The sequence below is a fragment of the Brevundimonas sp. AVps5 genome, assembly GCF_058681515.1.
In genome coordinates this window covers 2408715-2430830 of sequence record NZ_CM178740.1, presented here as the reverse complement: position 1 = coordinate 2430830, position 22116 = coordinate 2408715, and the positions used below count along the sequence as shown (strand labels likewise).

Annotated in this window: 24 protein-coding genes; 8 read left to right on the top strand and 16 right to left on the bottom strand. The window is 67.4% G+C overall.

Annotated features, from left to right (window positions below; translation table 11 throughout):
* Positions 1–150 precede the first annotated feature (150 nt).
* The 3 genes from dnaG (at position 151) to ACW18A_RS12315 (ending at position 5352) form a co-directional block, all read left to right on the top strand.
* A complete protein-coding gene (gene dnaG / locus ACW18A_RS12325; RefSeq protein WP_492022012.1) occupies positions 151–2022 on the top strand; it encodes a DNA primase in 1872 nt (623 codons plus the stop codon).
* Positions 2023–2115: 93 nt separating this feature from the next.
* A complete protein-coding gene (gene rpoD / locus ACW18A_RS12320; RefSeq protein ID WP_492022011.1) occupies positions 2116–4077 on the top strand; it encodes an RNA polymerase sigma factor RpoD in 1962 nt (653 codons plus the stop codon).
* Positions 4078–4437: 360 nt separating this feature from the next.
* Positions 4438–5352, top strand: coding sequence for a hypothetical protein (locus ACW18A_RS12315; protein ID WP_492022010.1), 915 nt, complete (start codon positions 4438–4440; stop codon positions 5350–5352).
* Between the two features lie 348 nt (positions 5353–5700).
* Here the strand turns inward: ACW18A_RS12315 and ACW18A_RS12310 are convergent, their stop codons facing one another.
* The 11 genes from ACW18A_RS12310 to ACW18A_RS12260 all read right to left on the bottom strand — a co-directional run bounded on the left by ACW18A_RS12310 (position 5701) and on the right by ACW18A_RS12260 (position 15223).
* Complete coding sequence (locus ACW18A_RS12310) at positions 5701–6048, bottom strand: DUF1428 domain-containing protein (protein WP_492022009.1); 348 nt, start codon at positions 6046–6048, stop codon at positions 5701–5703.
* Positions 6049–6268: 220 nt separating this feature from the next.
* On the bottom strand, positions 6269–7951 hold the full coding sequence (locus ACW18A_RS12305; RefSeq protein ID WP_492022007.1) for a TadE/TadG family type IV pilus assembly protein: 1683 nt from the start codon (positions 7949–7951) through the stop codon (positions 6269–6271).
* A 101-nt stretch (positions 7952–8052) separates the two neighbouring features.
* Complete coding sequence (gene mtgA, locus ACW18A_RS12300) at positions 8053–8748, bottom strand: monofunctional biosynthetic peptidoglycan transglycosylase (RefSeq protein ID WP_492022006.1); 696 nt, start codon at positions 8746–8748, stop codon at positions 8053–8055.
* Between the two features lie 189 nt (positions 8749–8937).
* On the bottom strand, positions 8938–9063 hold the full coding sequence (locus ACW18A_RS12295; protein WP_492022005.1) for a hypothetical protein: 126 nt from the start codon (positions 9061–9063) through the stop codon (positions 8938–8940).
* A gap of 54 nt (positions 9064–9117) precedes the next feature.
* Positions 9118–10083 carry a WD40 repeat domain-containing protein gene (locus ACW18A_RS12290; protein WP_492022004.1) on the bottom strand — a complete coding sequence of 322 codons (966 nt, stop codon included), beginning with the start codon at positions 10081–10083 and terminating at the stop codon, positions 9118–9120.
* An 8-nt stretch (positions 10084–10091) separates the two neighbouring features.
* Positions 10092–10490: a type II toxin-antitoxin system VapC family toxin gene (locus ACW18A_RS12285; protein WP_492022003.1), complete on the bottom strand. Its 399-nt coding sequence runs from the start codon at positions 10488–10490 to the stop codon at positions 10092–10094.
* Complete coding sequence (locus ACW18A_RS12280; protein ID WP_492022002.1) at positions 10474–10734, bottom strand: AbrB/MazE/SpoVT family DNA-binding domain-containing protein; 261 nt, start codon at positions 10732–10734, stop codon at positions 10474–10476. Before ACW18A_RS12280 ends, ACW18A_RS12285 begins: the two co-directional genes overlap by 17 nt.
* A gap of 31 nt (positions 10735–10765) precedes the next feature.
* Positions 10766–11854 carry a CobW family GTP-binding protein gene (locus ACW18A_RS12275; RefSeq protein WP_492022001.1) on the bottom strand — a complete coding sequence of 363 codons (1089 nt, stop codon included), beginning with the start codon at positions 11852–11854 and terminating at the stop codon, positions 10766–10768.
* A 206-nt stretch (positions 11855–12060) separates the two neighbouring features.
* Complete coding sequence (locus ACW18A_RS12270) at positions 12061–13020, bottom strand: cation diffusion facilitator family transporter (protein WP_492022000.1); 960 nt, start codon at positions 13018–13020, stop codon at positions 12061–12063.
* A 133-nt stretch (positions 13021–13153) separates the two neighbouring features.
* Complete coding sequence (locus ACW18A_RS12265; protein WP_492021999.1) at positions 13154–13813, bottom strand: hypothetical protein; 660 nt, start codon at positions 13811–13813, stop codon at positions 13154–13156.
* Between the two features lie 87 nt (positions 13814–13900).
* A complete protein-coding gene (locus ACW18A_RS12260) occupies positions 13901–15223 on the bottom strand; it encodes a class I SAM-dependent methyltransferase (protein ID WP_492021998.1) in 1323 nt (440 codons plus the stop codon).
* A 267-nt stretch (positions 15224–15490) separates the two neighbouring features.
* Between ACW18A_RS12260 and rplU the strand changes: the two genes are divergently transcribed.
* From rplU to ACW18A_RS12245, 3 genes are all read left to right on the top strand, one after another.
* Positions 15491–16003: a 50S ribosomal protein L21 gene (gene rplU / locus ACW18A_RS12255; RefSeq protein ID WP_492021997.1), complete on the top strand. Its 513-nt coding sequence runs from the start codon at positions 15491–15493 to the stop codon at positions 16001–16003.
* A gap of 24 nt (positions 16004–16027) precedes the next feature.
* Positions 16028–16312, top strand: coding sequence for a 50S ribosomal protein L27 (rpmA, locus tag ACW18A_RS12250; protein ID WP_298160619.1), 285 nt, complete (start codon positions 16028–16030; stop codon positions 16310–16312).
* Between the two features lie 165 nt (positions 16313–16477).
* The gene (locus ACW18A_RS12245) at positions 16478–17011 is read left to right on the top strand and encodes a GNAT family N-acetyltransferase (protein WP_492021996.1); all 534 of its coding nucleotides are present in this window, start codon (positions 16478–16480) and stop codon (positions 17009–17011) included.
* A 134-nt stretch (positions 17012–17145) separates the two neighbouring features.
* On the opposite strand, the gene ACW18A_RS12240 is transcribed toward ACW18A_RS12245, so the two are convergent.
* The 4 genes from ACW18A_RS12240 to ACW18A_RS12225 form a co-directional block, all read right to left on the bottom strand.
* The gene (locus ACW18A_RS12240) at positions 17146–17340 is read right to left on the bottom strand and encodes a hypothetical protein (RefSeq protein WP_492021995.1); all 195 of its coding nucleotides are present in this window, start codon (positions 17338–17340) and stop codon (positions 17146–17148) included.
* A gap of 103 nt (positions 17341–17443) precedes the next feature.
* A complete protein-coding gene (locus ACW18A_RS12235; protein WP_492021994.1) occupies positions 17444–18001 on the bottom strand; it encodes a BA14K family protein in 558 nt (185 codons plus the stop codon).
* A 54-nt stretch (positions 18002–18055) separates the two neighbouring features.
* Positions 18056–18256 (bottom strand): hypothetical protein, encoded by a 201-nt coding sequence (locus ACW18A_RS12230; protein ID WP_492021993.1) that lies wholly within the window; start codon positions 18254–18256, stop codon positions 18056–18058.
* Positions 18257–18262: 6 nt separating this feature from the next.
* Positions 18263–18778 carry a hypothetical protein gene (locus tag ACW18A_RS12225; protein ID WP_492021992.1) on the bottom strand — a complete coding sequence of 172 codons (516 nt, stop codon included), beginning with the start codon at positions 18776–18778 and terminating at the stop codon, positions 18263–18265.
* A 170-nt stretch (positions 18779–18948) separates the two neighbouring features.
* Here ACW18A_RS12225 and ACW18A_RS12220 point away from each other — a divergent pair, with 170 nt between their 5' ends.
* Both ACW18A_RS12220 and bamJ read left to right on the top strand, forming a co-directional pair.
* Positions 18949–20151 (top strand): threonine ammonia-lyase, encoded by a 1203-nt coding sequence (locus tag ACW18A_RS12220; protein ID WP_492021991.1) that lies wholly within the window; start codon positions 18949–18951, stop codon positions 20149–20151.
* Positions 20132–20656 (top strand): BamJ family beta-barrel-assembly machinery protein, encoded by a 525-nt coding sequence (gene bamJ, locus ACW18A_RS12215; protein ID WP_492021990.1) that lies wholly within the window; start codon positions 20132–20134, stop codon positions 20654–20656. The genes ACW18A_RS12220 and bamJ overlap by 20 nt, the downstream gene beginning before the upstream one ends.
* A 128-nt stretch (positions 20657–20784) precedes the next feature.
* On the opposite strand, the gene queG is transcribed toward bamJ, so the two are convergent.
* Positions 20785–21936 carry a tRNA epoxyqueuosine(34) reductase QueG gene (gene queG, locus ACW18A_RS12210; RefSeq protein ID WP_492021988.1) on the bottom strand — a complete coding sequence of 384 codons (1152 nt, stop codon included), beginning with the start codon at positions 21934–21936 and terminating at the stop codon, positions 20785–20787.
* Between the last annotated feature and the right edge of the window lie 180 nt (positions 21937–22116).

Here is a 22116-nt window from a genome sequence, read left to right as displayed (position 1 = left end):
ACAGTGGATTAACCCTGTATGCTGTGGATAGTTCCCCAATCTGACCAAAAAATGTTCTGATAAAACATGATCTTATGGTCTTGGTTTGGCCTTGTTGGTTAATGAATGCTTAACGGCCACGACCCGCTTCCGTCGCGCTATAGAGCGGAGGTGCGTTTCGATGACCGCTTCCTTGAGGAACTGAAGGCCCGCCTTCGCCCGTCCGACGTGATCGGCCGGTCGGTGAAGCTCAAGCGTCAGGGACGCGAATGGGTCGGACTGAGTCCGTTTTCGAAGGAGAAGTCACCGTCCTTCTTCGTCAATGACGACAAGGGCTTCTTCCACGACTTCTCCTCCGGCAAGCACGGCGACGTCATCTCCTTCCTGCAGGAGACCGAGCGGCTGAGCTTCCCTGAGGCGGTCGAACGTTTGGCCGCCGAGGCCGGGATGCAGATGCCGGCCGAGGATCCCCAGGCCGCCGAACGCGAGGCGAAGAAACAGGGCCTCACCGACTGGATGGATCTGGCCCAGAAATGGTTCGCGGCAAACCTGCGCCGGTCGACAGGCAAGGCGGCGCGCGACTATCTGGAAAAGCGTGGTCTGCCCGAGGATCAGTGGGAACGGTTCGGCCTGGGCTATGCGCCGAACGACCGCGAGGGGCTGAAGCAGGCCCTGGTCCAGCGGGGAGCCAGGCCGGGCGATCTGGTCGAGATGGGGATGCTGATCTCGCCCGAAGGCGGCGGCGCGCCCTACGACCGGTTCCGCGACCGGCTGATGTTCCCGATCCTCGATGCGCGCGGCCGTCTGGTCAGCTTCGGCGGTCGGGCGATGAACCCCGACGATCGCGCCAAATACCTGAACGGACCGGAGAGCCCGCTCTTCCACAAGGGCGCGACCCTGTACGGTCTGCCCGAGGCCCGGCGCATCCTGGGGGCAGAGTCCAAGTCGACCCAGGCCGTGATCGTGGTCGAGGGATATATGGATGTCATCGCCTGCCAGCGCGCGGGCCTGCCGGCCGTGGCACCGATGGGGACGGCCCTGACCGAGGACCAGATGGCCCTGTTGTGGCGGGTGTCGTCGGAACCCGTTTTGTGTTTCGACGGCGACGGAGCCGGTCAGCGGGCGGCCTATCGCGCTATTGAACGCGCCCTGCCGTTGCTGAAATCTGGTCGCTCGTTCCGCTTCGCCCTGCTGGAAGGCGGGCAGGACCCCGACGACATCCTCCGTGACAAGGGTGCCCCGGCGTTGCGTCAGGCGATGACCGAGACGCGGCCCTTCGCCGAGGTCCTGTTCCGCCGCGAGGCCGAGGCGGAGCCGCTGGATACGCCAGAGCGCCGGGCGGGGCTGAAGGGGCGACTGCGTTCGGCGGCCGCTGCGGTCCAGGACAAGGATCTGGCCGAGCAGTATCGCCGCGAGCTGTTCGACCGCTTCGACGCCCTGTTCCCCAGCCGGTCGGCGCCGCAGCAGCGGGCTCCGCAGGCCGGCGGACGCTGGAAGCCGGGACCTCCGCCGAAGCTGGGACAGACCGCCGAGGGCGCCTCGGCCATGCAGGCGCTGAGCCGGTCGATAGAGCCGATCGCGGCGGCCCTCGCCCACGGTGCCATCGAGGATCCCGAGCGGATGGACGATCATCTGGAAGCCATCGCCTCGCACGGCTTCGGTGATCCGTCGCTGGACGGCCTGGCGCAGGAGCTGGTTCGGCTGCGGTTTGGCGGCCAGACGCTTGACAGCGCGGCCCTGCGTCGCCATCTCGCGACCTCCGGACACGATGCTTTAGTGCGCGAGGTCGAGAAGGCGGCGGCAAAGTCCGGCGCGCCTTTCCTGGCCGCAAATGCGCCCCTCGCCGAAGCAAGGGTCCGGTGGTCGCAAGGCTTCGACGCCCTGACCCGCGCTGCGGGACTGGACGCGGCGCTGGCGTCAGCGAAGTCGGGGGCGGATCACGCCTTCGACGCATCCGCCTTCAGTCGTCTGAAGGCGGAGCGCGATGCATTGCGGCGAGCCATCAAGACCGGGACGATCTGGGACGATGAGGCGGGTTCGTAACGAACTTCGCGCCGATGCGTTCTATTTCGGAACATATGTTGCATTTTTGCCGAGGGGCCGGCGGGGTCCTGACGGCGCGGAGAATCTGAGTGAATGACTGATACGCAGGAACCGCCTGAGTCCACGTCCACCGACGGGCCCTTGCTCGATCTGACGGATGCGGGGGTCAAGAAGTTTATCAAACAGGCCAAGGCGCGTGGCTATGTGACGATGGAGGAGCTGAACAAGGTTCTGCCGTCCGAAGAAGTCACGCCTGACGCCATTGAAGATACGTTGGCGATGTTGTCCGAGATGGGCGTCAATGTTGTCGAGGCCGAGGAAGACGCGGCTGAAACGACGGGTGGCGAAGTCGCCGAGCGCGCGGAGACTTCAGTCACCGAAGGCGATGCCAAGCCGACCTACGACCGGACTGACGATCCCGTCCGCATGTATTTGCGGGAAATGGGGAGCGTCGAGCTGCTGTCGCGCGAGGGCGAGATCGCCATCGCCAAGCGGATCGAGGCCGGGCGCGACGCCATGATCAGCGGCCTGTGCGAAAGCGCCCTGACGTTCGAGGCCATCATGGTGTGGCGCGACGAACTGGCCAACAACCGCATCCTGCTGCGCGAGGTCATCGACCTGGACGCCACCTACGGCGTGCTCAACCCCTCGTCCCTGCCGCACAACCAACCCCAGCCCCCGATCCCCGGCCAACCGCTTCCGCCCAAGCCGGAGCCGGAAGAGGGCGCCGAGGCCGAGGCCGAGAAGCCGGAACAGGACGAGGAGGACGAAGACTTCGACGACGGCGGCGGGATGTCGATCTCGGCCCTGGAGGCGGAGCTGCGCGACGGCGTCATGGAGACCCTGGACGCGATCGCCTCGGACTTCGACGCCTTCCGCAAACTGCAGGAGAAGCTGGTCGACACCCGGCTGAAGGGCGAGGATCTCAGCGCCAAGGACCGCAAGGCCTATGTCACCCTGTCTGCGGCCATCTCGGGCCGGCTCAAGACGCTGAAGCTGAACAACAACCGTATCGAGGCCCTGGTCGAGCAGCTGTATGCGATCAACAAGCGGCTGATCGGTCTGGAAGGCCGGCTGCTGCGCCTGGCCGACAGCTACGGCATCTCCCGCCCCGAGTTCCTGAAGGCCTATTTCACCCGCGAGCTCGACCCCCACTGGTCGGAAACGGTCAAGGCGATGGGTGTCCGCTGGACCAAGTTCAGCGACGACCAGGCGACCCAGATCGCCACCATCCGGGGCGATGTCGCCGCCGTGGCGACCGAGGCCGGCCTGCCGATCGACGACTATCGCCGCATCGTCCAGACGGTCCAGAAGGGCGAGCGCGAGGCCCGTCAGGCCAAGAAGGAAATGGTCGAGGCCAACCTGCGCCTCGTCATCTCCATCGCCAAGAAATACACGAACCGCGGCCTGCAGTTCCTGGACCTGATCCAGGAGGGCAACATCGGCCTGATGAAGGCGGTCGACAAGTTCGAGTACCGCCGCGGCTACAAGTTCTCGACCTACGCCACCTGGTGGATCCGTCAGGCGATCACCCGCTCCATCGCCGACCAGGCGCGGACCATCCGCATCCCGGTCCATATGATCGAGACGATCAACAAGATCGTCCGCACCAGCCGCCAGATGCTGCACGAGATCGGCCGCGAGCCGACCCCGGAAGAACTGGCCGAAAAACTGGCCATGCCTCTGGAGAAGGTCCGCAAGGTCCTGAAGATCGCCAAGGAACCGATCAGCCTCGAGACGCCGATCGGCGACGAGGAAGACAGCCACCTGGGCGACTTCATCGAGGACAAAAACGCCATCCTGCCCATCGACGCGGCCATCCAGTCGAACCTTCGCGAGACCACCACCCGCGTGCTGGCGTCCCTGACGCCGCGCGAGGAGCGCGTCCTGCGCATGCGTTTCGGCATCGGCATGAACACCGACCACACCCTTGAAGAGGTCGGCCAGCAGTTCTCGGTCACCCGCGAACGCATCCGCCAGATCGAGGCCAAGGCGCTGCGCAAGCTGAAGCACCCGAGCCGGTCGCGGAAGCTGCGGAGCTTCCTGGATAGCTGAGGTCGGGTAGTAGGCAGTAGGCAGTAGGCAGTAGGGCCGCTTCCGCGAGGAAGCGGCCCTTTCTTTCTTTCGTCATTCCGGGCGCAGCGCAGCGGAGACCCGGAACCCAGCGGCGCCGTAGCGCAGCGAAGGCGAAATGTTTCAGCGAGCCCATGTGCGACAGTTTCGCGCTCTCGCGCGCCGCTGGGTTCCGGGTCTGCGAGGCTTCGCCTCTCCGCCCGGAATGACGAAAATAAGTAGAGCGCAAGTACAGGCCCTGCGTCGTTTTATCGCCAAATCCACCAACCCCGAACGCCAACCTGACCAGGATCGCCAGCGGCTCCGACCGATTCTGGCGTAGCGGCGGTCGATGATGCGCGGATGACAGAGCGACGCGTGATCAAACAGCGGTCCCCGGCGGTGTGGGCCAGGGTCAGGGCGGCCTATCTGGCCGGCGAGACGGCGGCCTCGGTCGCGCGGCGGTTCGACGTCGGCCTCGGCAATCTCAGATACCGCGCCAATGCCGAGGGCTGGACCCGCAAGGCGATGATGGCCGAGGCGGAGGCGGAGACCGAGGCGGAGGACGTCCGTCTCGCCGGTCGCGCCGACCCGATGTCTGCGGCTCCAGCCGAAACGCCGGTCGATATCGATCCTGCCGACGCCTTCGAGGCGGCGCTGGCGCGCGCGGGCACCGCCATCGCCGCCGGACGGGGGGCGGAAGCCGCGGGTCTGCTCAAGGCCGCCGAGACCCTGGTGCGGTTGCGTCAGGCGACGCCGCCCGAACACCTGCCGACGGTCGAGGAATGGGAGGCGGAGCAGGAGGCCCTTCGGGCCGCCTGGGCCGACGAGAAGGCGGCCTGGCGAGAGGCCGAGAGCGCGCGGCAGGAGGAGGCCTGGGGCCGGCGCGCCCTGATCATGGCCGACGCCATTCTGAGCACCCGTGGCTATGACCTGGCCGACAACTGGGCGGCCTCGGCCCTGCGCTGGCGCGCCCGGACCCTCGGCCCCGACCAGGCCCTGGCCGACTTCGCCCGGGGCGTCTCCGGCGGCTGGGCCAGCCGCTACTGGGACGAACACGGCCGCCTGCACCCGGTGGAACCGCCGGCGGCACCGTCGGACCGGATGTTGCGCCAGCACGTCGGCCTGACGCGCGGCGGCTTCGGCGGCGAGATCGACATGAGCGGGATCGAATGGCCGCCGAAGGGGATCGCGGAGGCGGAGGCGGAGACGACGGCCGCCCACCCGTCCCGGACGCCGCCCGAGGCGCAGACGGGTCCGCGCGTGCGACGGCTCTAGACGGTTCAGTCCTTGCCTCCGCCCCTTGGCACGTGACCCCTCTCCCGGCGGGAGAGGGCTTGAGGCTCGCAGAGCGAAGCGATGCGCCTTAGCCGAAAGGGTGAGGCGCTGGTCTGTCCGGGGGTCACGGTGAGGGGTGCGCCTCACCCTTTGGCTGCTACGCGCCGCCCTTCGGGTCGCACAAGGACGATCACTGGCGTGATCGTGTGCTCAAGCCCTCTCCCGCCGGGAGAGGGTGGGCGCTGTCTGATCGGCCATGTCAGAGCTCCTCGGCGAGGGCCTCGGAGCCCTTGTCACCCCACATAGTACCCCTCTCCCGCCGGGAGAGGGGACGAGAGGGGGAGGGGTCTATCCCCCGAAGATCACCTCGAAGCCGCCCCACATCATGCGTTTGCCGTCGAAGGGCATGTCCATGTCGGCGAAGCGGGGGTCTTCCATCATCTTCGTCCAGGCGGCGTCGGCGGTCGCCTTGTCGGGCCATTTGAGCCAGGAGAAGACCACGACCTCGCCCTCTTCCAGCTTCACGGCCAGGTCGAAGCCGGTGACCTTGCCCGCCGGGACGTCGTCGCCCCAGGTCTCGACCTGTTCGAGGGCGCCGAACTCCTGGAACAGGGGCCAGCTGACCTGGGCGGACGCGATGTAGCGATCCTTGTCCGCGGCTTTCACGGGGGTCAGGAAGCCGGTCACGTAAGGCATTCTGGTGCTCCATTCTGGATGGGGCTACCGCTCGCGACGCGTTCCCGCCTGCGCGGGAATGACGACGCTCGCTGCTTGAGCCCCGGTTGGTGGATGATCAGACAGGCAGGCGTCTTGTAGGAAGACGTCAGGCGGGCCGGAGTCAACAAGGCGCACGGTGCGAACCCGGGCCGGAGGATTCCCGTTCGTCGAAGAGCCTAGGCCGGGCCTCCGGCGGCGATCACCGCGAGATCCTGAGGTTCTCGATGGCTCCGGCGATACGGTCGAAGGCCTCGCCGATGCCGCCCGCGCTGTCGACCGGGAAATAGTGGGCGTCGTCGGTGGCGCAGCGGCGCAGCAGGGTCTGGGCCGTGCCGTCGACCTGGACCGCGACGGTGTACACCTCGATGTTCTCGGCTTTCATATTGCCGCACATGTCCTCGACCCCGGCGGTCGGATGGTCGAAGCGGTTGTCCATCGCCGTGCGGCGCTGGGAGTCGCTGCCGGAGGTGATGCCGAGGCGGTTCTGATAGATGTAGCCGAGGCCGCTGTAGGAGCCCCGGTTGGGGTTGCTGCGGTCGCTCATGACGTTCTCGCCGTCGGTCATGATGATGATGATCTTGGTCAGCCGCGCGGTGCCATAGGCGCGGCCGTCGCCGAACGGGGCGTTGGGCGACAGGGTGTGCCAGCCCCACATCGTGCCGAGCGGGACGTTGGTGTTGCCGCTGGCGATCATGTTGTTCACCGCGGTGCGCAGGGCGCTGTAGTTGTCGGTCAGCCGGATCAGCGGCTGGAGATCGCAGCCGCGATTGGGGCCCCAGCCGGTGTTGTACGTGCCCGACCGCTTGCTGGAGGTCCTGTATCGCGTGCGGTCCCGCAGGCGCAGACCCCATTCGCTCTCGCGCGCCGCGGTGCTGGCGAAGGTGGAGTTGTTCCCGTTGCGGGCGTCCTCGAGATAGTCGTTGTCCTCGTCGTCATAGTTCCCCCAGGTCGAGTCGTTCGGGTAGTCGCCCGGGTCGGGCTGGTCCGGGGCGAAATAGGGCACGAACATCCGGCCCTGGGTGGTGGACAGGGGGGCGGTGTCGCGGATGTCGAAGGGGGCGAGCCGGGCCTCGACGCAGCCGCCCCAGGTCGCGCCGATATCGCCGAACAGGGTGAACCGCCCCCGGGCCGTGCTGAACAGGCTGGTCGGGTTGGACGTGGCGTTCCAGGTGCCGCCGCCCGTGTGGGTCGTGGCGTTCGACATATAGCTGGGCACGGTGTTGGAGCCACCGGCCGCGATTCGCACGGTCTGCGAGAAGGGCACCAGGGAGATCTTGATCGCGTCCGGTTCGATCGACCGGCTGTCGGCCGCCTCCAGCCGGTCGATCAGGTCGATCGCGGCGGCCTTGGTGTTGGCCAGCTTGGTCCCCGACATGGACCCTGTATTGTCCAGCACCAGGGCGACCTCGACCCGGTTGTTCGAACGCAGAACCTCGGAGCGGGCACCGACCGGGATCTGGTCGCCCGTGCCGCGTCCCACCATCGGCAGGATGATGTTGGCGACGAGAGCCGTGACATCGACCCTGGCGTCGCCGGCCACAGCGCCGGTACTGGGGTCCAGAACGAAGGTCGTCTGGGCCGTCAGCAGGGTGATGTCGGTGTAGGGCGCGAGGTTGGCGCGGAGAGAGGCCAGGCCCACGCGGGTGATGTCGGTGTCGGCGGTGTAGGGCGACCGGGCGGCGGCCAGGGTGGCGGCGTCGAGGGCGTCCTGAAGGTTCGCCTTCACGGTCGAGGCGCGGTGGATGTCGATGCCGCCGAAGGTGATCAGCAGCAGGACCGGGATCACGAAGGCCGAGATCATGGCGATGTTGCCACGGGTGTCGGAGGCGAAACGGCGCGCGACGTCCCGTGTTCGACGGCTCCTCCGGTTCTCGGTCGTCATGGCCCACCTGTGTGCGCGGCGGCCCCGGACGGAGGGCCGCAATCGACCTCGTCTAGCGCGTGACGGTTAAGGCTTGGTCCTAGAGGGACGGTAAACGCGCGTTAGCCGAGGACGCAGGCGGCGAGGCCCTCGTTGCGGACGACCCGGGCGTTGGCCTGGACGCTGGAGGCGCGCCCGCGGACATAGGGGCCGGGGGTGCCGGCGTTGTAGCGGCGCGGGCTGGGCAGGATGGCGGCGATCCGGGCCGCCTCGCGCGGGGTCAGGTCGGCGGCGGACTTGCCGAACCAGTGCCGGGCGGCGGCCTCGGCGCCGAAGATGCCGGGCCCCATCTCGGCGACGTTCAGATAGACCTCCATGATCCGGCGCTTGGACCAGACCGTCTCGATCATCAGGGTGTAGCCGGCCTCCAACCCTTTGCGGATCCAGTCGCGGCCGGGCCAGAGGAAGACGTTCTTGGCGGTCTGCTGCGAGATGGTCGAGCCACCGCGGATCTTGCGGCCGCGCTCGTTGTTCTGCAGGGCCTTTTCGATCGCCTTCATGTCGAAGCCGCCATGGGAACAGAAGCGGGCGTCCTCGGCGGCGATGGCGGCGGTGACGAGGTTGGGCGAGATCTGGTCCAGCGAGCGCCAGCGGTAGTCCAGCCCGTGACCGGCCAGGAACTCGCGCGACATCAGAATGGTCAGGGGTGGCGGGACGAAGGCGTGGATCAGGACGCCGCCGACCGGCAGGGCGGCGAGCACCAGCAGGGCGGTCAGGATCGGGCGGCGCTTGCGGGGCGGCGGCGGTGTGTCAGTCATGATCCCTCCCGGCCTGGAGCCTGATCCGTTGAGGAGGACTCGCTACGCGAGTCCGCCGATGCGGTGACTCAGGCTCCAGATCTGAGCGAGAGCCTGAGTCACGCCTTAGCCAGAACCGCGCAGCGGCTCTGTCTCAAGCGATCATGCTCTGGAGTTTTGGCCGGGAAGCGTGGCCATGCAAGGGCCGGCCTATTTTACGTTGACGTCCCACAGGAAGACCACGGCGAAGGCACCGATGCCGACCAGGATCAGAATGCCGACGGCCATGCAGCCGAAGGCCAGTCTCGGCGTCCCGCCTCCCGCTTGACCGCGCATCAGGACCCCCCGTTCGCGCCGATGGCAGGGTGCGTCGGCGCGGGCTGTCGCGGTTCAGATGTCACTGACGCCGGCGTTTCCGTCCTCGTCGGCCCAGGCCACGCGGGTCGCATCGGGGCTCATGGCCAGGGCCACGATGGGGGCACCCTTCTCGGCCTTGATGAAGTTCAGCCCCTGACCCGCCGGATCGGCGATCCAGACGCGGCCGTCGGCCAGACCCGCGGCCAGGCGGCTGTGCGGGTTCGAGGCGGCGACGAGGTTGACGAGGGTCGAGTCGTCGAAGCCGATCTCGGACGCCTCGCGCCCCATCGGGCCGTTGGTGCTGTCGAAGGGCCAGAGCACGGCGCCCTGGGCCCCGGAGGTCGCCAGCAGCCGGCCTTTGGCCATGAAGGCGACGGAGCGGATCTTGGACGGATAGCCGCCCATCCGCATGTTCTTCGCATCCTTCAGCCGCCAGCCGTGAATCTGGGCGTCCTGCATCATGGTCACCACGAAGGCGCCGTCGGGCGAGAAGGCGACGCCGGTGTGCGACCCGGCCCAGCCCAGTTTCGTCGGCTTCTGGTCGGCGATCCGGGCATACCACAGCCAGGCCCCGCCATAGGTCGAGGCCGCGATTCGTCGGCCCTTGGGATCGAAGGCGACGCCCGAGACGGTGCGCTCATGCACGAAGTCGCGGCGGAAGCCTGCGTCGGTCGCGTCGATCACCGACAGGGTCTTGCCGGCCGAGAAGGCGATCAGCTTCGTTTCGGACGAGGCGTCGATGGAGTCGATCCACTGGCCCTTGGCGGTGGCGAGGAGGCCGGCCTCGCCCTTGCGGCTCCAGATGACGCGGCCGTCGTCACCGCCGGTGACCAGGCCGTCGCCGGAGGGATGGACCACGGCGCACAGGATCGCGCCGTCATGGACCGCGTCGAAGGTCCGGTCCTCGAACCGGACCGTGCCGTCGCCCAAGGCGAAGACCGCGCCGGAGGATTCGAAATGGGCCGAGGTGACCTGGGCGTCGAAGGTGAAGGTGGTCATGGGGTTTCTTAAGCAGGTTGGCGGGCGAAAATGCCGCTCGCCGAGATCAGTTTGACCGCCGTCCGGTCGAAAGAGACGAAGGCGCGGCTGCCTTGTCGGTGGCCCAGTCCGGCGATCACGGCGTCGGCAAAATCACCGCCGGCGCGCAGAAGGTCGATACCCGCATCGACGGCATCGATATCGACCACGACGTTCTCCGCGCCCGAGATCGCCAAGACCGCCGCCACGATGTCGGCGTTTGAAAATCTGTACCGGCTTCGCAGAACCCAGCAGAATTCGCAGAGGGCCGGGAGGGTGACGAAGACCTGTGTCGCCTGGGCCAGTTCAGCCTTTGCGCATTCCGTCTGTGCAGGATCGTCGAGGACGATCACCCGAACCAGCAGGTTGGTGTCAGGCGTTATCGTCAAGCTCGCCCGCCCATCCCTTGGCGATGACTTCGTTCATCTCTTCGATCGAGAGCGGGGCGACGCCGGCCGGCCTCTTCAGCATCCCGGCGATGTTGTCCCAGTCGATAGGCTTCCGATCGCTTCGCGACGGCGAGACGACCCGCACCTCAACTTCGAGGGTGTCGCCAGCATGTGCACCCGCACGCTCCAGCAGCGCCTTCTGGAGCGTGACTTCGCCATTCGCATCGACAACGACCATGGTCATCCGGCTAATCTACCTCCGACCGGGGCTTGCCTCAAGCCGCGCAGCTTTCGAAGCCGGCCCTGATGGCGGCCTCGTCGAGGTCGCGGCCGATGAAGACGGCGCGGGACCAGCGGCGTTCGGCGGTACCCCATTCGCGCTGGAGGTCGCCCTCGAGGATCATGTGGACGGCCTGGAAGACGAGGCGCTTGTCCTCGCCCTCGACATTGATGATGCCCTTGGCGCGCAGGATGTCCTGGCCCTTCTCGCCCAGCAGCTTGTCGAGCCAGGCGGTGAATTTCACGCCATTCATCGGGCGGTCGAGCGACAGGGAGATGCCCTTGATGTCGTCGCCGTGGTCGTGGCCGCGCGGGCCGTGGTGATGGTCGTGATGGTGCGCGTGGTCATGCCCGTGGTCATGATGGTCGTGGCCGCAGTGCTCGTCATGGACGTGGCCGGCCTCGCCGTGGGCGGGGCCAGACCCTGAGTTCGCGAACTCGGGATTGATGTCGAGGATCCGCTCGAGGTCGAAGCCATGCAGGCCGAGCACCTGATCCAGTGGCACATTGGCACGTTCGGCGCGGGTGATGGGGGCGAGCGGGTTGAGCTTGCGCAGCCGCTGCTCGACGGCGACCAGCTCGGCCTCGGTCGCCAGGTCGGTCTTGTTGAGGATGATTCGGTCGGCGAAGGCGACCTGTTCGCGGGCCTCCTTCGAGTCGTCCAGCCGGGCCATGACGTGTTTGGCGTCGACCAGGGCGGTGACGCTGTCGAGGGTGGTTTTGGCCTTCACGTCCTCGTCGACGAAGAAGGTCTGGGCCACCGGGCCGGGGTCGGCCAGGCCCGTGGTCTCGACGATGATGGCGTCGAAGGCGGGGGCGCCCGGCTTCTGGCGCTTCATCAGCCCGGCGACGACGCGGATCAGGTCGCCGCGCACCGTGCAGCAGACGCAGCCGTTGTTCATCTCGAACACGTCCTCGTCGGCGCCCACCACGAGATCATTGTCGATGCCGATCTCGCCGAACTCGTTGACGATGACGGCATAACGCTTGCCGTGGTCCTCGGTCAGGATGCGGTTGAGCAGGGTGGTCTTGCCCGCGCCGAGATAGCCGGTGAGGACGGTGACGGGGATACGGGTGTCGGTCATGGGCGCTAGATGGTCTCTGGTTCGTCAGAATGAAACCCTCTCCCGGGGGGAGAGGGCTTGAGGCTCGCAGAGCGCAGCGATGCGGCAGCCGAAATGGTGAGGGGTTCGGTGTGAACCGGTGAGGGCACGCCCCTCACCCTTTCGCGCAAGTCCGATCGCCTGACGGCTCCCGGGCGCTCAAGCCCTCTCCCGCCGGGAGAGGGAGGTCAACAATCCGGGCAATCGGGCATGACGTCGGTCTCGAGCTGGAGTGTCGTGTGGGCAACCTTGAAACGGGTCTTGGCCAGGGTCTGGGCCTCGGCCAGCAGGGCGCGAGGGTCGCCGCGGTCGTGGACGAGGTGGGCGGTCAGGGCGGTCGTCGTGGTCGACAGGTTCCAGACGTGCAGGTCGTGGACGGCCGAGACGCCGGGCAGGGCGGTCAGGGCCTCGCGCACCGCCGCGACGTCGACCGAGCCGGGGGCGGCGTCCATGGCGAGGCCGACCGAATCCTTCAGCAGGCCCCAGGTGCCGAGAAGGATGACCGCGACGATGACGATCGAGACGATCGGATCGAGGATCGACCAGCCGGTGAACATGATCACTGCGCCCGAGATGACCACGCCTATGGAGACGCCCGCATCGGCCATCATGTGCAGATAGGCGCCGCGGGCATTCAGGTCCGAGTGCTGGTCGCGCATGAACATCAGGGCGGTGCCGAGATTGATGACGAAGCCGATGCCGGCGACGATCATGATGACGCCGGACTGGACGGGCGCGGGGTCGGTCAGGCGCTGGACGGCCTCGAAAGCGATGGCTCCGCAGGCGAAGATGAGCAGCAGCGCATTGGCGAGGGCGGCGAGGATGGTCGCCTTGCCGAAGCCGTAGGTCAGCTGTTTGCCCGCCGCGCGACGGGCGAGGACGGCCGCGCCCCCGGCCATGGCGAGCCCGAGGACATCGGACAGATTGTGCCCGGCGTCGGCGAGGAGGGCGGTCGAGCCTGACCAGAGGCCGGCCCCGAACTCGCAGGCGACGAAGGCGAGGTTGACGATCAGGCCGACGAGGTAGCGCCAGTCGCCGGTATCGACCGGGCCGTGGGCATGGCCGTGATGCCCGTGGGAATGCCCGTGGGAATGGTCGTGACCGTGGTGGTCATGGTCATGGTCATGGTCGGCGTGGGAGTGGGCCATGACCCGACCCTAGGACCTGATCCGGAAAAGTGTGAAGCGGTTTTCCGGTCGGATCAGGTCCCGGAATCCTGCTGGACCTTGATTCACGGCATCAGCGAGATCGCGAAGCGATCTCTCCTCAGCCGATCAAGGTCTAGTGCTGGTGCAGCACGACGAGAAGGCCGATCGCGATCAGGGCGAGGCCGAGGATGGCCCCCTCGTAGCGGGCCCAGCGTTCCAGCCTGAGCACCGAGGCACCGGCGCGGGCCAGGGTGGTGAAGGTGGCCATGCCGAGAATGGTGCCCACGGCGAACACGAGCGCCAGCAGGGCGAGGGCGCCGACGCCCTCCTGGGCCGAGGACATATAGATGGGCAGCAGCACCTCGCCCGGCGACAGCGCCATGACGGCGACCAGACCCCAGAAGGCGGTGGCATGGCCGACCGTGGGCTCGGCCAGATCGAGGGCAGGCCCGCCGGCCATGGCGGGGCGGCGGATGGCCGACTTGATCAGATAAAAGCCGCCGAAGCCGAACAGCAGGACGGCCGAAAGGTTGGGCAACAGGCCGGCGACGATCCCGTCCAGCGCCAGGCCCGCGGCGACGATCAGCGAGCCGACGAGGGCGGTCGAGGCGATATGGGCGAGACCGGCGGCGCTGACGGCCATCAGGTTTTTCGTCAGGCTCCAGCGCTGGGCGCGGCCGACAAGAACAAACGGCAGCCAGTGGGTCGGCAGGGCCGCATGCAGGAAGGCCGCCACGAACCCGCCCCCCAGAAGGGACCAGATGACCGGCTGTTCGAGATCGGGCGGCGACATTGATCCCGATATAGCGTGTTACTTTATAACGGTCGAGGGGTTTTGTCTCCTCCCCATCGCTGCGCGACAGGGAGGAGATGTCTGGCGTCACCGATACAGACTGCCCCGATCCAGCGGCACGCCGCTGGGGCCCGCGCGGCGGCGCTGGGCGACCGTCTGGTAGACGAGGATTGAGCCGCGCTCGAAGCCCTTGGCGCACATGGCGAAGAAGATGAGCCACAGGCGGGTGCGTTCCTCGCCGACCATGGCGACGGCCTCGTCGCGGCGGGCCATCAGGCGGCGGGACCATTCGGCGGTGGTGGCCTGGAAATGCTCGCGCAGATCCTCGACGTCCAGAACCTCGAAGCCGAGACGGCCGAGGTTGGTGACCGTCATGCCGATGGTGTCCAGCTCTCCGCCCGGGAAGATGAAGCGGCCGATGGTGCGGGTCGCAGTGGTCTGGGGGGTGATGTTGCCGGGATCGCGGCCGCCGCGCCGGGTTGAGGCCTGATGGAAATAGAGACCGCCCGGCTTCAGCAGGCGATGCATCTCGAGGAAGTGACGGTCGTGGTTGGCGAAGCCGACGTGTTCGAACATCTCCACCTGTGAGACGGCGTCGAACTGTTCGGTCATGGTCAGGTCGCGGTAGTCCTTGAGCTCCAGGGTGATTTTGTCCTGCAGGCCGAGGCGGGCGACCTTGGCCTCGGCGAAGGCGAGCTGTTCCTCCGACAGGGTCACGCCGTGGACGGTGACTCCATAGTGTCGGGCGGCCCAGCAGGAGAGCCCGCCCCAGCCGCAGCCGACGTCGAGCAGCTTCTGGCCTGGCTTGAGGCGCAGCTTGCGGCAGATGAGGTCCAGCTTGCGGGTCTGGGCGTCCTCCAGCGACTGGTGGGGGTCGGCGTAGGAGGCGCTGGAATAGACCATCTCCGGATCCAGGAAGAGGCCGTAGAAGTCGTTGCCCACGTCGTAGTGGAAAGAGATGAAGTCCTTGTCCCGGCGCGCGGACTTGTCCTGGCGCTGGCCGGCCTCTCCGGTGGGGTCATAGGCGGCGTCGCCGACGCTGCGTTTCGACCCGGCCATCAGGAAGGGAAGCAGTTCGCGCGCGATCAGTCCCTTGTTGACCCGGCGCGGCAGGTGGACGGCACGGCCGTGATCCCAGCGGTCGGCGGCCTCCAGCGGCGAACCGCCCTCGATGCGCACGTCGCCGGTGGCGTAGAGCTCGAACAGGGTCATCAGGCCGGGCTTGAGCACCAGACGACGGACGGCCGACGGGTCGGCGAGCACGATGCGGATGTCGTCGCGCGCATTCGGGCCGAGGGGGATGACCTCGCCGGTCCAGAGCTCAAGCGACAGGTCGGCCTGCAACTGCTCTGCGATATGGGAGGCAATGCGGCGGGCGGCGGTGACCCGGCGGTCGATCGTCTGGGTCATGATGCCTGTTTCTCTTCCGTCATCCCTGGGGCGCTCGTAGAGCGGAACCCGAGGACCCGGCAACCCCGACATCAAGGAGGCGGCGTTCCACAGGCCTGCGCCGCCGGGTTACCGGGCTCGCTGTGCGCCCCGGGAATGACGGAAATGGGGGGTGGACGGTGCCTTTCGCGTTGACTCGGGACCCGCCCTCCGTATATGTCGCCGCTCTTCGCCCGCGGGGTCTACCCGGCGGGCGCATCCTTTTTTGCGTTACGCTGAGGCTCCAACATGTACGCGGTGATCAAGACCGGCGGCAAGCAGTACCGGGTTCAACCGGGCGACACGATCGTCGTCGAGAAACTCGATGGCGATGCCGGCCAGGAACTGAAATTCGACAGCGTCCTGATGCTGGGCGGCGACAAGGGCGTGACCCTGGGCGCTCCCCTGATCGACGGCGCCTTCGTCGGCGCGACCCTGATCGAGACCCGCAAGGGTGAGAAGATCAAGATCTTCAAGAAGACCCGCCGTCAGGGCTATCGCCGTACCAACGGCCATCGCCAGATGGAATCGGTCCTGCGCATCACCGGCATCGACGGTGCCGGCGAGACCGCCAAGTGGGACGGCAAGATCGACCTGACGACCCGGGCCGAGATCAACCTGCGCGCCCGTGGCCTGGCCCCCCGTGTGGAGGCTGCTCCGGTCGAAGCCGGCGTGGTGGAAGCCTCGGCTCCCGCCAAGAAGGCTCCGGCCAAGAAGGCCGCCGCCAAAACCGAAACCTCCGCCTCGTCCGACGACGCGTAAGACAGCAAGAACGGGAGCGCCCAGATGGCTCACAAGAAATCCGGTGGTTCGTCGCGTAACGGTCGCGACTCTCACTCCAAGCGCCTCGGCGTGAAGAAGTTCGGCGGCGAGAACGTTCTGGCCGGCAACATCCTCGTGCGCCAGCGCGGCACCACCTTCCACCCGGGCGACAATGTCGGCCTGGGCCGCGACCACACCCTGTTCGCCACCGAGCACGGCGCGGTGAAATTCACCAAGAAGGCCAACGGCCGTTGTTACGTGTCGATCATTCCGGCGAATGACGACCAGATGGCCCTCGCCGCCGAGTAACGCGACACCGGATTTCGGATCGCGTTGCTCCTCAAAAAGCAGCCGATCCGGACCAAGGGAAATATTCCGCGGGGAGTCTGGATCACCAGGCTCCCCGTTTGCGTTCCCCGCCTCGAAGTCCGCCCGAGCCCTCCAAGGCGGCGGACCGCTGAACGAGGCAGGACCATGTGCGTCATCGAAACCTCTCCGGTTGTTGAGACCCGGCGTCTCGTGCTGCGCGCGCCGTCGCCGCAGGACGTGCCCGCAATCGCCCGCCTGGCCAACGATCCCGACATCGCCCGCATGACCAAGCGGATGCCGCACCCCTTCGGACAGGGCGACGCGGAGGACTTCGTCATCGCCGTTGCGGCCCAGAACCCGGCCCGCGCCGTGACCTTCCTGATCGAGCACGAGGATCATGGTCTGGTCGGCGTCCTCGGCCTGTTCGAGGACGAGGATCGGGTGCCGGAGACCGGTTACTGGATCGGGCGCGAGTTCTGGGGCCGGGGTCTGGCGACCGAGGCGCTGGAGGGGGCCCTGGTCTGGGCGTCGAAGCGCTGGAAGCGCCGGGCCCTGGTGGCCGGCCATTTCGCCGACAACCCGGCGTCGGGCCGGGTGCTGGAGAAGGCGGGCTTCCTCTACACCGGCGAGACGCGGCGGGCGTTCAGCCGCGCCCGGAAGGCGGACATCGATACGCGGATGATGGTCTGGCTGGCTTGATCTGAATCCTCCCCCGATGGGGGAGGTGGCGCGGCGCGCCTTCGCGCCGTGACGGAGGGGGCTAACCGGAGACTCGATATCCGGGGTTGGCCCCCTCCACCGCTTCGCGGTCCCCCTCCCCCGATGGGGGAGGATTACCCCGCCAGGCTGGGACCGAAGGCGATGACAGCGGCCACGACCCCGCCGAGGACCGCTGCGCAGGCTCCGGCTACGAAGGCGAAGGCCGTGCGGGTCTGGCGGCGGCGCATGCCTCCGGTGCGGACTGAACGGATGATGACGAACGGCGACCGGTCGAAGGCTTCGGAACCGGAGATATTATGCTGGGACATGGAGACGCTCCCCGAACTGGTTGGGTTAGACGAAGGCGATCAGGGTGCGTCTGAAAGATGGCGAACGGCGTTCAGGCGCGAATCCGTGATCGGAGGATCGGCGTTATCCGCAGAAAACCAGCTGGCCCGAATACGCGCGATAGTAGCCGCTGGCTGGATCGTAGGAGCGGTAGCGCGAGGCGCACCAAGACTGCCGCCCCGAATCGCGACCGTTCGAATATCCGGCACCGTAATCGTTCTGCACCTGACCGCCATAGCCCGAGCCCGGATAGACCTGGTCCGGGCGACCGTAGGCGCCGTAGTACCGGGTCCCCTGATTGTAGGGCTGGTAGACGTAGCCGCCGCCGTCACGCTCTTGCCCATGGCGGCTATAGCGAGGGTTCGAGCCGTATGAGCTGTAGGACCTGTACGGCCGCTGGTCGCGCGAGCGCGCGTCGCAGTCGTCACGGGCGCGATCCCAGTAGGCGTCGCAACGATAGTCGCCGGGCCGATCCTGCTGGCCGTTGTAGTCGTTGCCGTAGCGGCCGTAGCTCGAATACGACCGGGCCTGATCGGGATAGCTCCAGCTCTGGGCGGCGACGGGGACGGCGGCCGCAAGGGTGCCCGAGGCGGCAAGAAGGGCGGCGGCGACTGCCCATTTGGAAACGACGGGGGCCTTCATGGTCAACGCCTCAGGCTGAGCGGGACCGACCCGCCGGTTGAAGGACACTCACACCTACTCTTTGACTTTAACGTCTTTCGGTGCCGATTGCTCGGCGTAGCGTCGCTCGATCTCGGTCATCTTCGCATCCATGAGGGAGACCGGACGAACGATAATGCCCTTCCGCTTCAATCTCTCCGCGATCGACCAGATGGCCCAGACGAACGCGGCGAGGGCGGCGGAGGCGACAAGGATCTGAACCGCCTGCGCCACCATTTCGTCCTACAGCGTCACGCTGGTCGTCGTGCCGGCACGGGTGACGACTTGGCGCATCAGGACAATGCGGTCGCCGCCAGCGCTGACCGGGGCAATCAGGAACCAGCCGCCGTCGGGCAGGCCGTCGAAGCGGAAGCGGCCGTCCTGGCAGGTCGCGGAGCGGACATAGGAACGGTAGTCGGCGTTGGGATCCGGCACGGTGCGGGCGCGCACCACGGCCTCGGGGATCGCGGCCTGGTCGGTCGAACCGTACAGGGTCTGGAACCGGGCGCGGGTGTAGGGGGTGTCGGGCGTCAGGGCGACCGAACCGGTGCAGGCGAAGCTCTGGCCGTCGCGAGCGAAGGCGACGCGGCCGTCGATGCCCGCCGTTCCCGTGCGGACCGACCAGCCGAAGTCGGCGGCACTGAAGGCGGCGGGCGGCGCCGGTGTGTAGCCGGACGGGCCGGGCGCGGGCGCACAGGCGACCAGGGTCGCAGCAAGCGCGGCCGTGGCGGCGAGGGCGGAAGCGAGGCGAATCGACATCGGAGTTCTCTCGGACAGGCACGCGGGATCGCCTCAGGGGCGAGGATACATGACGCCTAACGCAGGCGTAAGGTCAAGGTTGCGGGACCTGACGGCGGGCGCCACAAGTCCGGGACAAAAGAGCGACAGGCCGGTTCGGACCTGCCGCCCGGCCAGGCTACAGGGACCCCATGACAGTCGTATTGGCAGACATCCAGGCGGCACAGGCGCGCATCAAGGGCCAGGTCGATCGAACCCCCGTGCGTCATTCGCGGCGGTTGTCGGAACTCACGGGGGCCGAGGTCTGGGTCAAATACGACAATCTCCACTTTACCGGCAGCTTCAAGGAGCGCGGTGCCCTGAACCGGCTGTTGTCGCTGACGCCTGACGAGATGAAACGCGGCGTGGTGGCGGCTTCGGCCGGCAATCATGCCCAGGCCCTGGCCTATCACGGCGGACGGCTCGGCGTGCCCGTGACCATCGTCATGCCCGAGGGGACGCCCTTCACCAAGGTCGACGGCACGCGCAGACACGGGGCCGACGTCGTCATCAAGGGTGCCGACTTCACCGGCTCGACCGAGGAGGCGCATCGGCTGAGGGACGAGGAGGGGTTCGTCTTCATTTCCGCCTTCGACGACGAGGGGATCGTCACCGGCCAGGGCGTCTGCGCCATCGAGTTTCTCGAGGACGCGCCGGACCTCGAGGCCCTGATCATCCCCATCGGCGGCGGTGGACTGATCGCCGGCTGTTCGATCGCGGCCAGGGCGATGAAGCCGGACATCCGCATCTTCGGCGTCGAGGCGGCGATGTATCCCTCGTTCAGCGCACGGCGGAAGGGCGAGACGCCGAAATGCGGCGGGGCGACGATCGCCGAGGGCATTGCGATCAAGGCGGTCGGCGACATTCCGTTCGCGCTCGCCGATCCGCTCGTCGAGGAGGTGCTGGTCGTCGACGAGGAGGATTTCGAAAAAGCCGTGGCCCTGTTCGCGACCCTGGAAAAGACGGTGGCCGAGGGCGCCGGTGCCGGCGGTCTGGCGGCCCTGTTGCGGTATCCGGAAAAATTCAGGGGGATGAAGGTCGGGCTGGTCCTGTGCGGCGGCAACATCGATGCCCGGATGCTGGCCGTGGTGCTGAACCGCGAGATGGTCCGTGAACGGAGGCTGATCGTCTACCGGATCCTCGGCGACGACCGGCCGGGCATGCTATCGGCCATGGCGGCGGTGATCGGGGCCCTGGGCGGCAACATCATCGACGTCGTCCACAACCGTCTGGCGCTCGATGTCCCGGCCAAGGGGGCGGAGTTCGACATCATGGTCGAAACGCGCGATAGCGCCCATTCCGACGCGATCGGAGAGGCTTTGAAGGACAAGGGTTATGCGCTTCGGATGGGCTAGCGTCGCCGCCATCGGCATACTCGCTCTGGCGGGCTGCAACCGCGACACGGCGGCCGGCGCCGACCTGGAAGCCAACGCCCGGGCGGCGGCCTTCTTCATGGACTCCAACGCCAAGGCGGACGGGATCGAGACCCTGCCGTCGGGCCTGCAGTACAAGGTAGTCCAGTCGGGGCCGTCCGGCGCGGCGACGCCGGACCGGAACGACCTGGTGCGGGTCGACTACGAAGGCGCCCTGACCGACGGGTCGGTGTTCGACAGCTCCTTCTCGCGCGGCCAGCCCTATGTGACCACGGCCGAACAGGTCGTGCCCGGCTGGACCGAGGCCCTGCAGCGGATGAAGGTCGGCGATGAGTGGATGCTCTATGTGCCGCCGGAACTGGGCTATGGCGAGCGCGGCCAGGGCGCGGACATCCCGCCGAACTCGGTGCTGGTGTTCCGCATCAAGCTGCTGGACGTGGCCCCGGTGCCCGGCGGTGGGCGCGGGGTTGGATTGGCGACGGGTTGAAGTTTCCTTCTCCCCTTGCGGGAGAAGGTGGCAGCCTTCCGACTTGATCGGGGGGCTGACGGATGAGGGGTCACACCGGCGGTTGGAGTGAGGGACCGAGCGCTGACTTTCGATGTCGGCGTGACCCCTCATCCGACCTCGCTTCGCTCGGCCACCTTCTCCCGCAAGGGGAGAAGGGTCCACTCATGCTGAACCCCTTCATCACTCTCCGCGGGAAGACGCATGGCCCGCATCCCCGCAAACGCCTCCGTCCCCATCAGCCGCGACAGCGCCCACACAGCGGCTCCCCTGACCAGCGGTGACCCGTCGTCGAGCAGGCGCTCCGCGCTCGCGACCAGCCCCGCATCTCCGCTGTTTCCGATCGCATAGAGGACGTTGCGCACGAAGCGGTCGCGGCCGATGCGTTTGATCGGGCTCTTCGAGAACAGGATGCGGAAGGTCGGGTCGTCGAGCGCGGCGAGGTCGGCGAGGCGGGGGCTGATGGAGAGTTCGCGGGCGGCCAGCCGGGTCTCCCGAGACGCGACGGCGAACTTGTTCCACGGACAGACCGCCAGACAGTCGTCGCAGCCGTAGATGCGGGAGCCTGTCAGGGCGCGGAACTCCACCGGCCAGGGCCCGGCATGTTCGATGGTCAGGTAGGACAGGCAACGGCGCGCATCGAGCTGGAACGGCGCGGGGAAGGCCTTGGTCGGGCAGGCGTCGAGACAGGCGGTGCAGGAGCCGCAGTGCTCGGTCTCGGCCGCGTCCGGCTCCAGCTCGGCGGCGGTCAGGATGACGCCGAGGAACAGCCAGTTGCCGTGGTCACGGCTGAGGAGGTTGGTGTGTTTGCCCTGCCAGCCCAGGCCGGCGCGCTGGGCCAGGGGTTTTTCCATCAGGGGAGCGGTGTCGACGAACACCTTGACCTCGGCGTTCAGCTGCGAGGCCAACTGGCCGGCGAGGGTCTTGAGCCGGCCCTTGATGACCTCGTGATAGTCGTCGCCGCGGGCGTAGACGGAGATATAGCCGGCGCTGCGGTCGGCCATCTCCGGCAGGGGATCGTGTTCGGGGCCGTAGTTCATGCCGAGCACGACGGCGGTGCGGGCGCCGTCCCACATGGCCGTCGGATGGGCGCGGCGTTCGAGGGTGGTCTCCATCCACCCCATCTCGCCGTGACGGCCCGCCGCGACGAAGTGCTGGAGTCGCTCTCCGGCGGACCAGGGCTCGGACGCCGACGCGAACCGGCAGACGTCGAACCCCAGTTCGGCGGCTGTGGCGCGGAGGGTGTCGCGGAGGTCGGTCATGGGCCGCTTATGGCATCCCTTCTCCCCTTGCGGGAGAAGGTGGCAGCCGAAGGCTGACGGATGAGGGGTTGTGCCGGCGGGTAAAGTGAGGGGTTCGAATGCTGACTTTCGAGGTCAGCGTGACCCCTCATCCGACCTCGCTTCGCTCGGCCACCTTCTCCCGCAAGGGGAGAAGGGAAG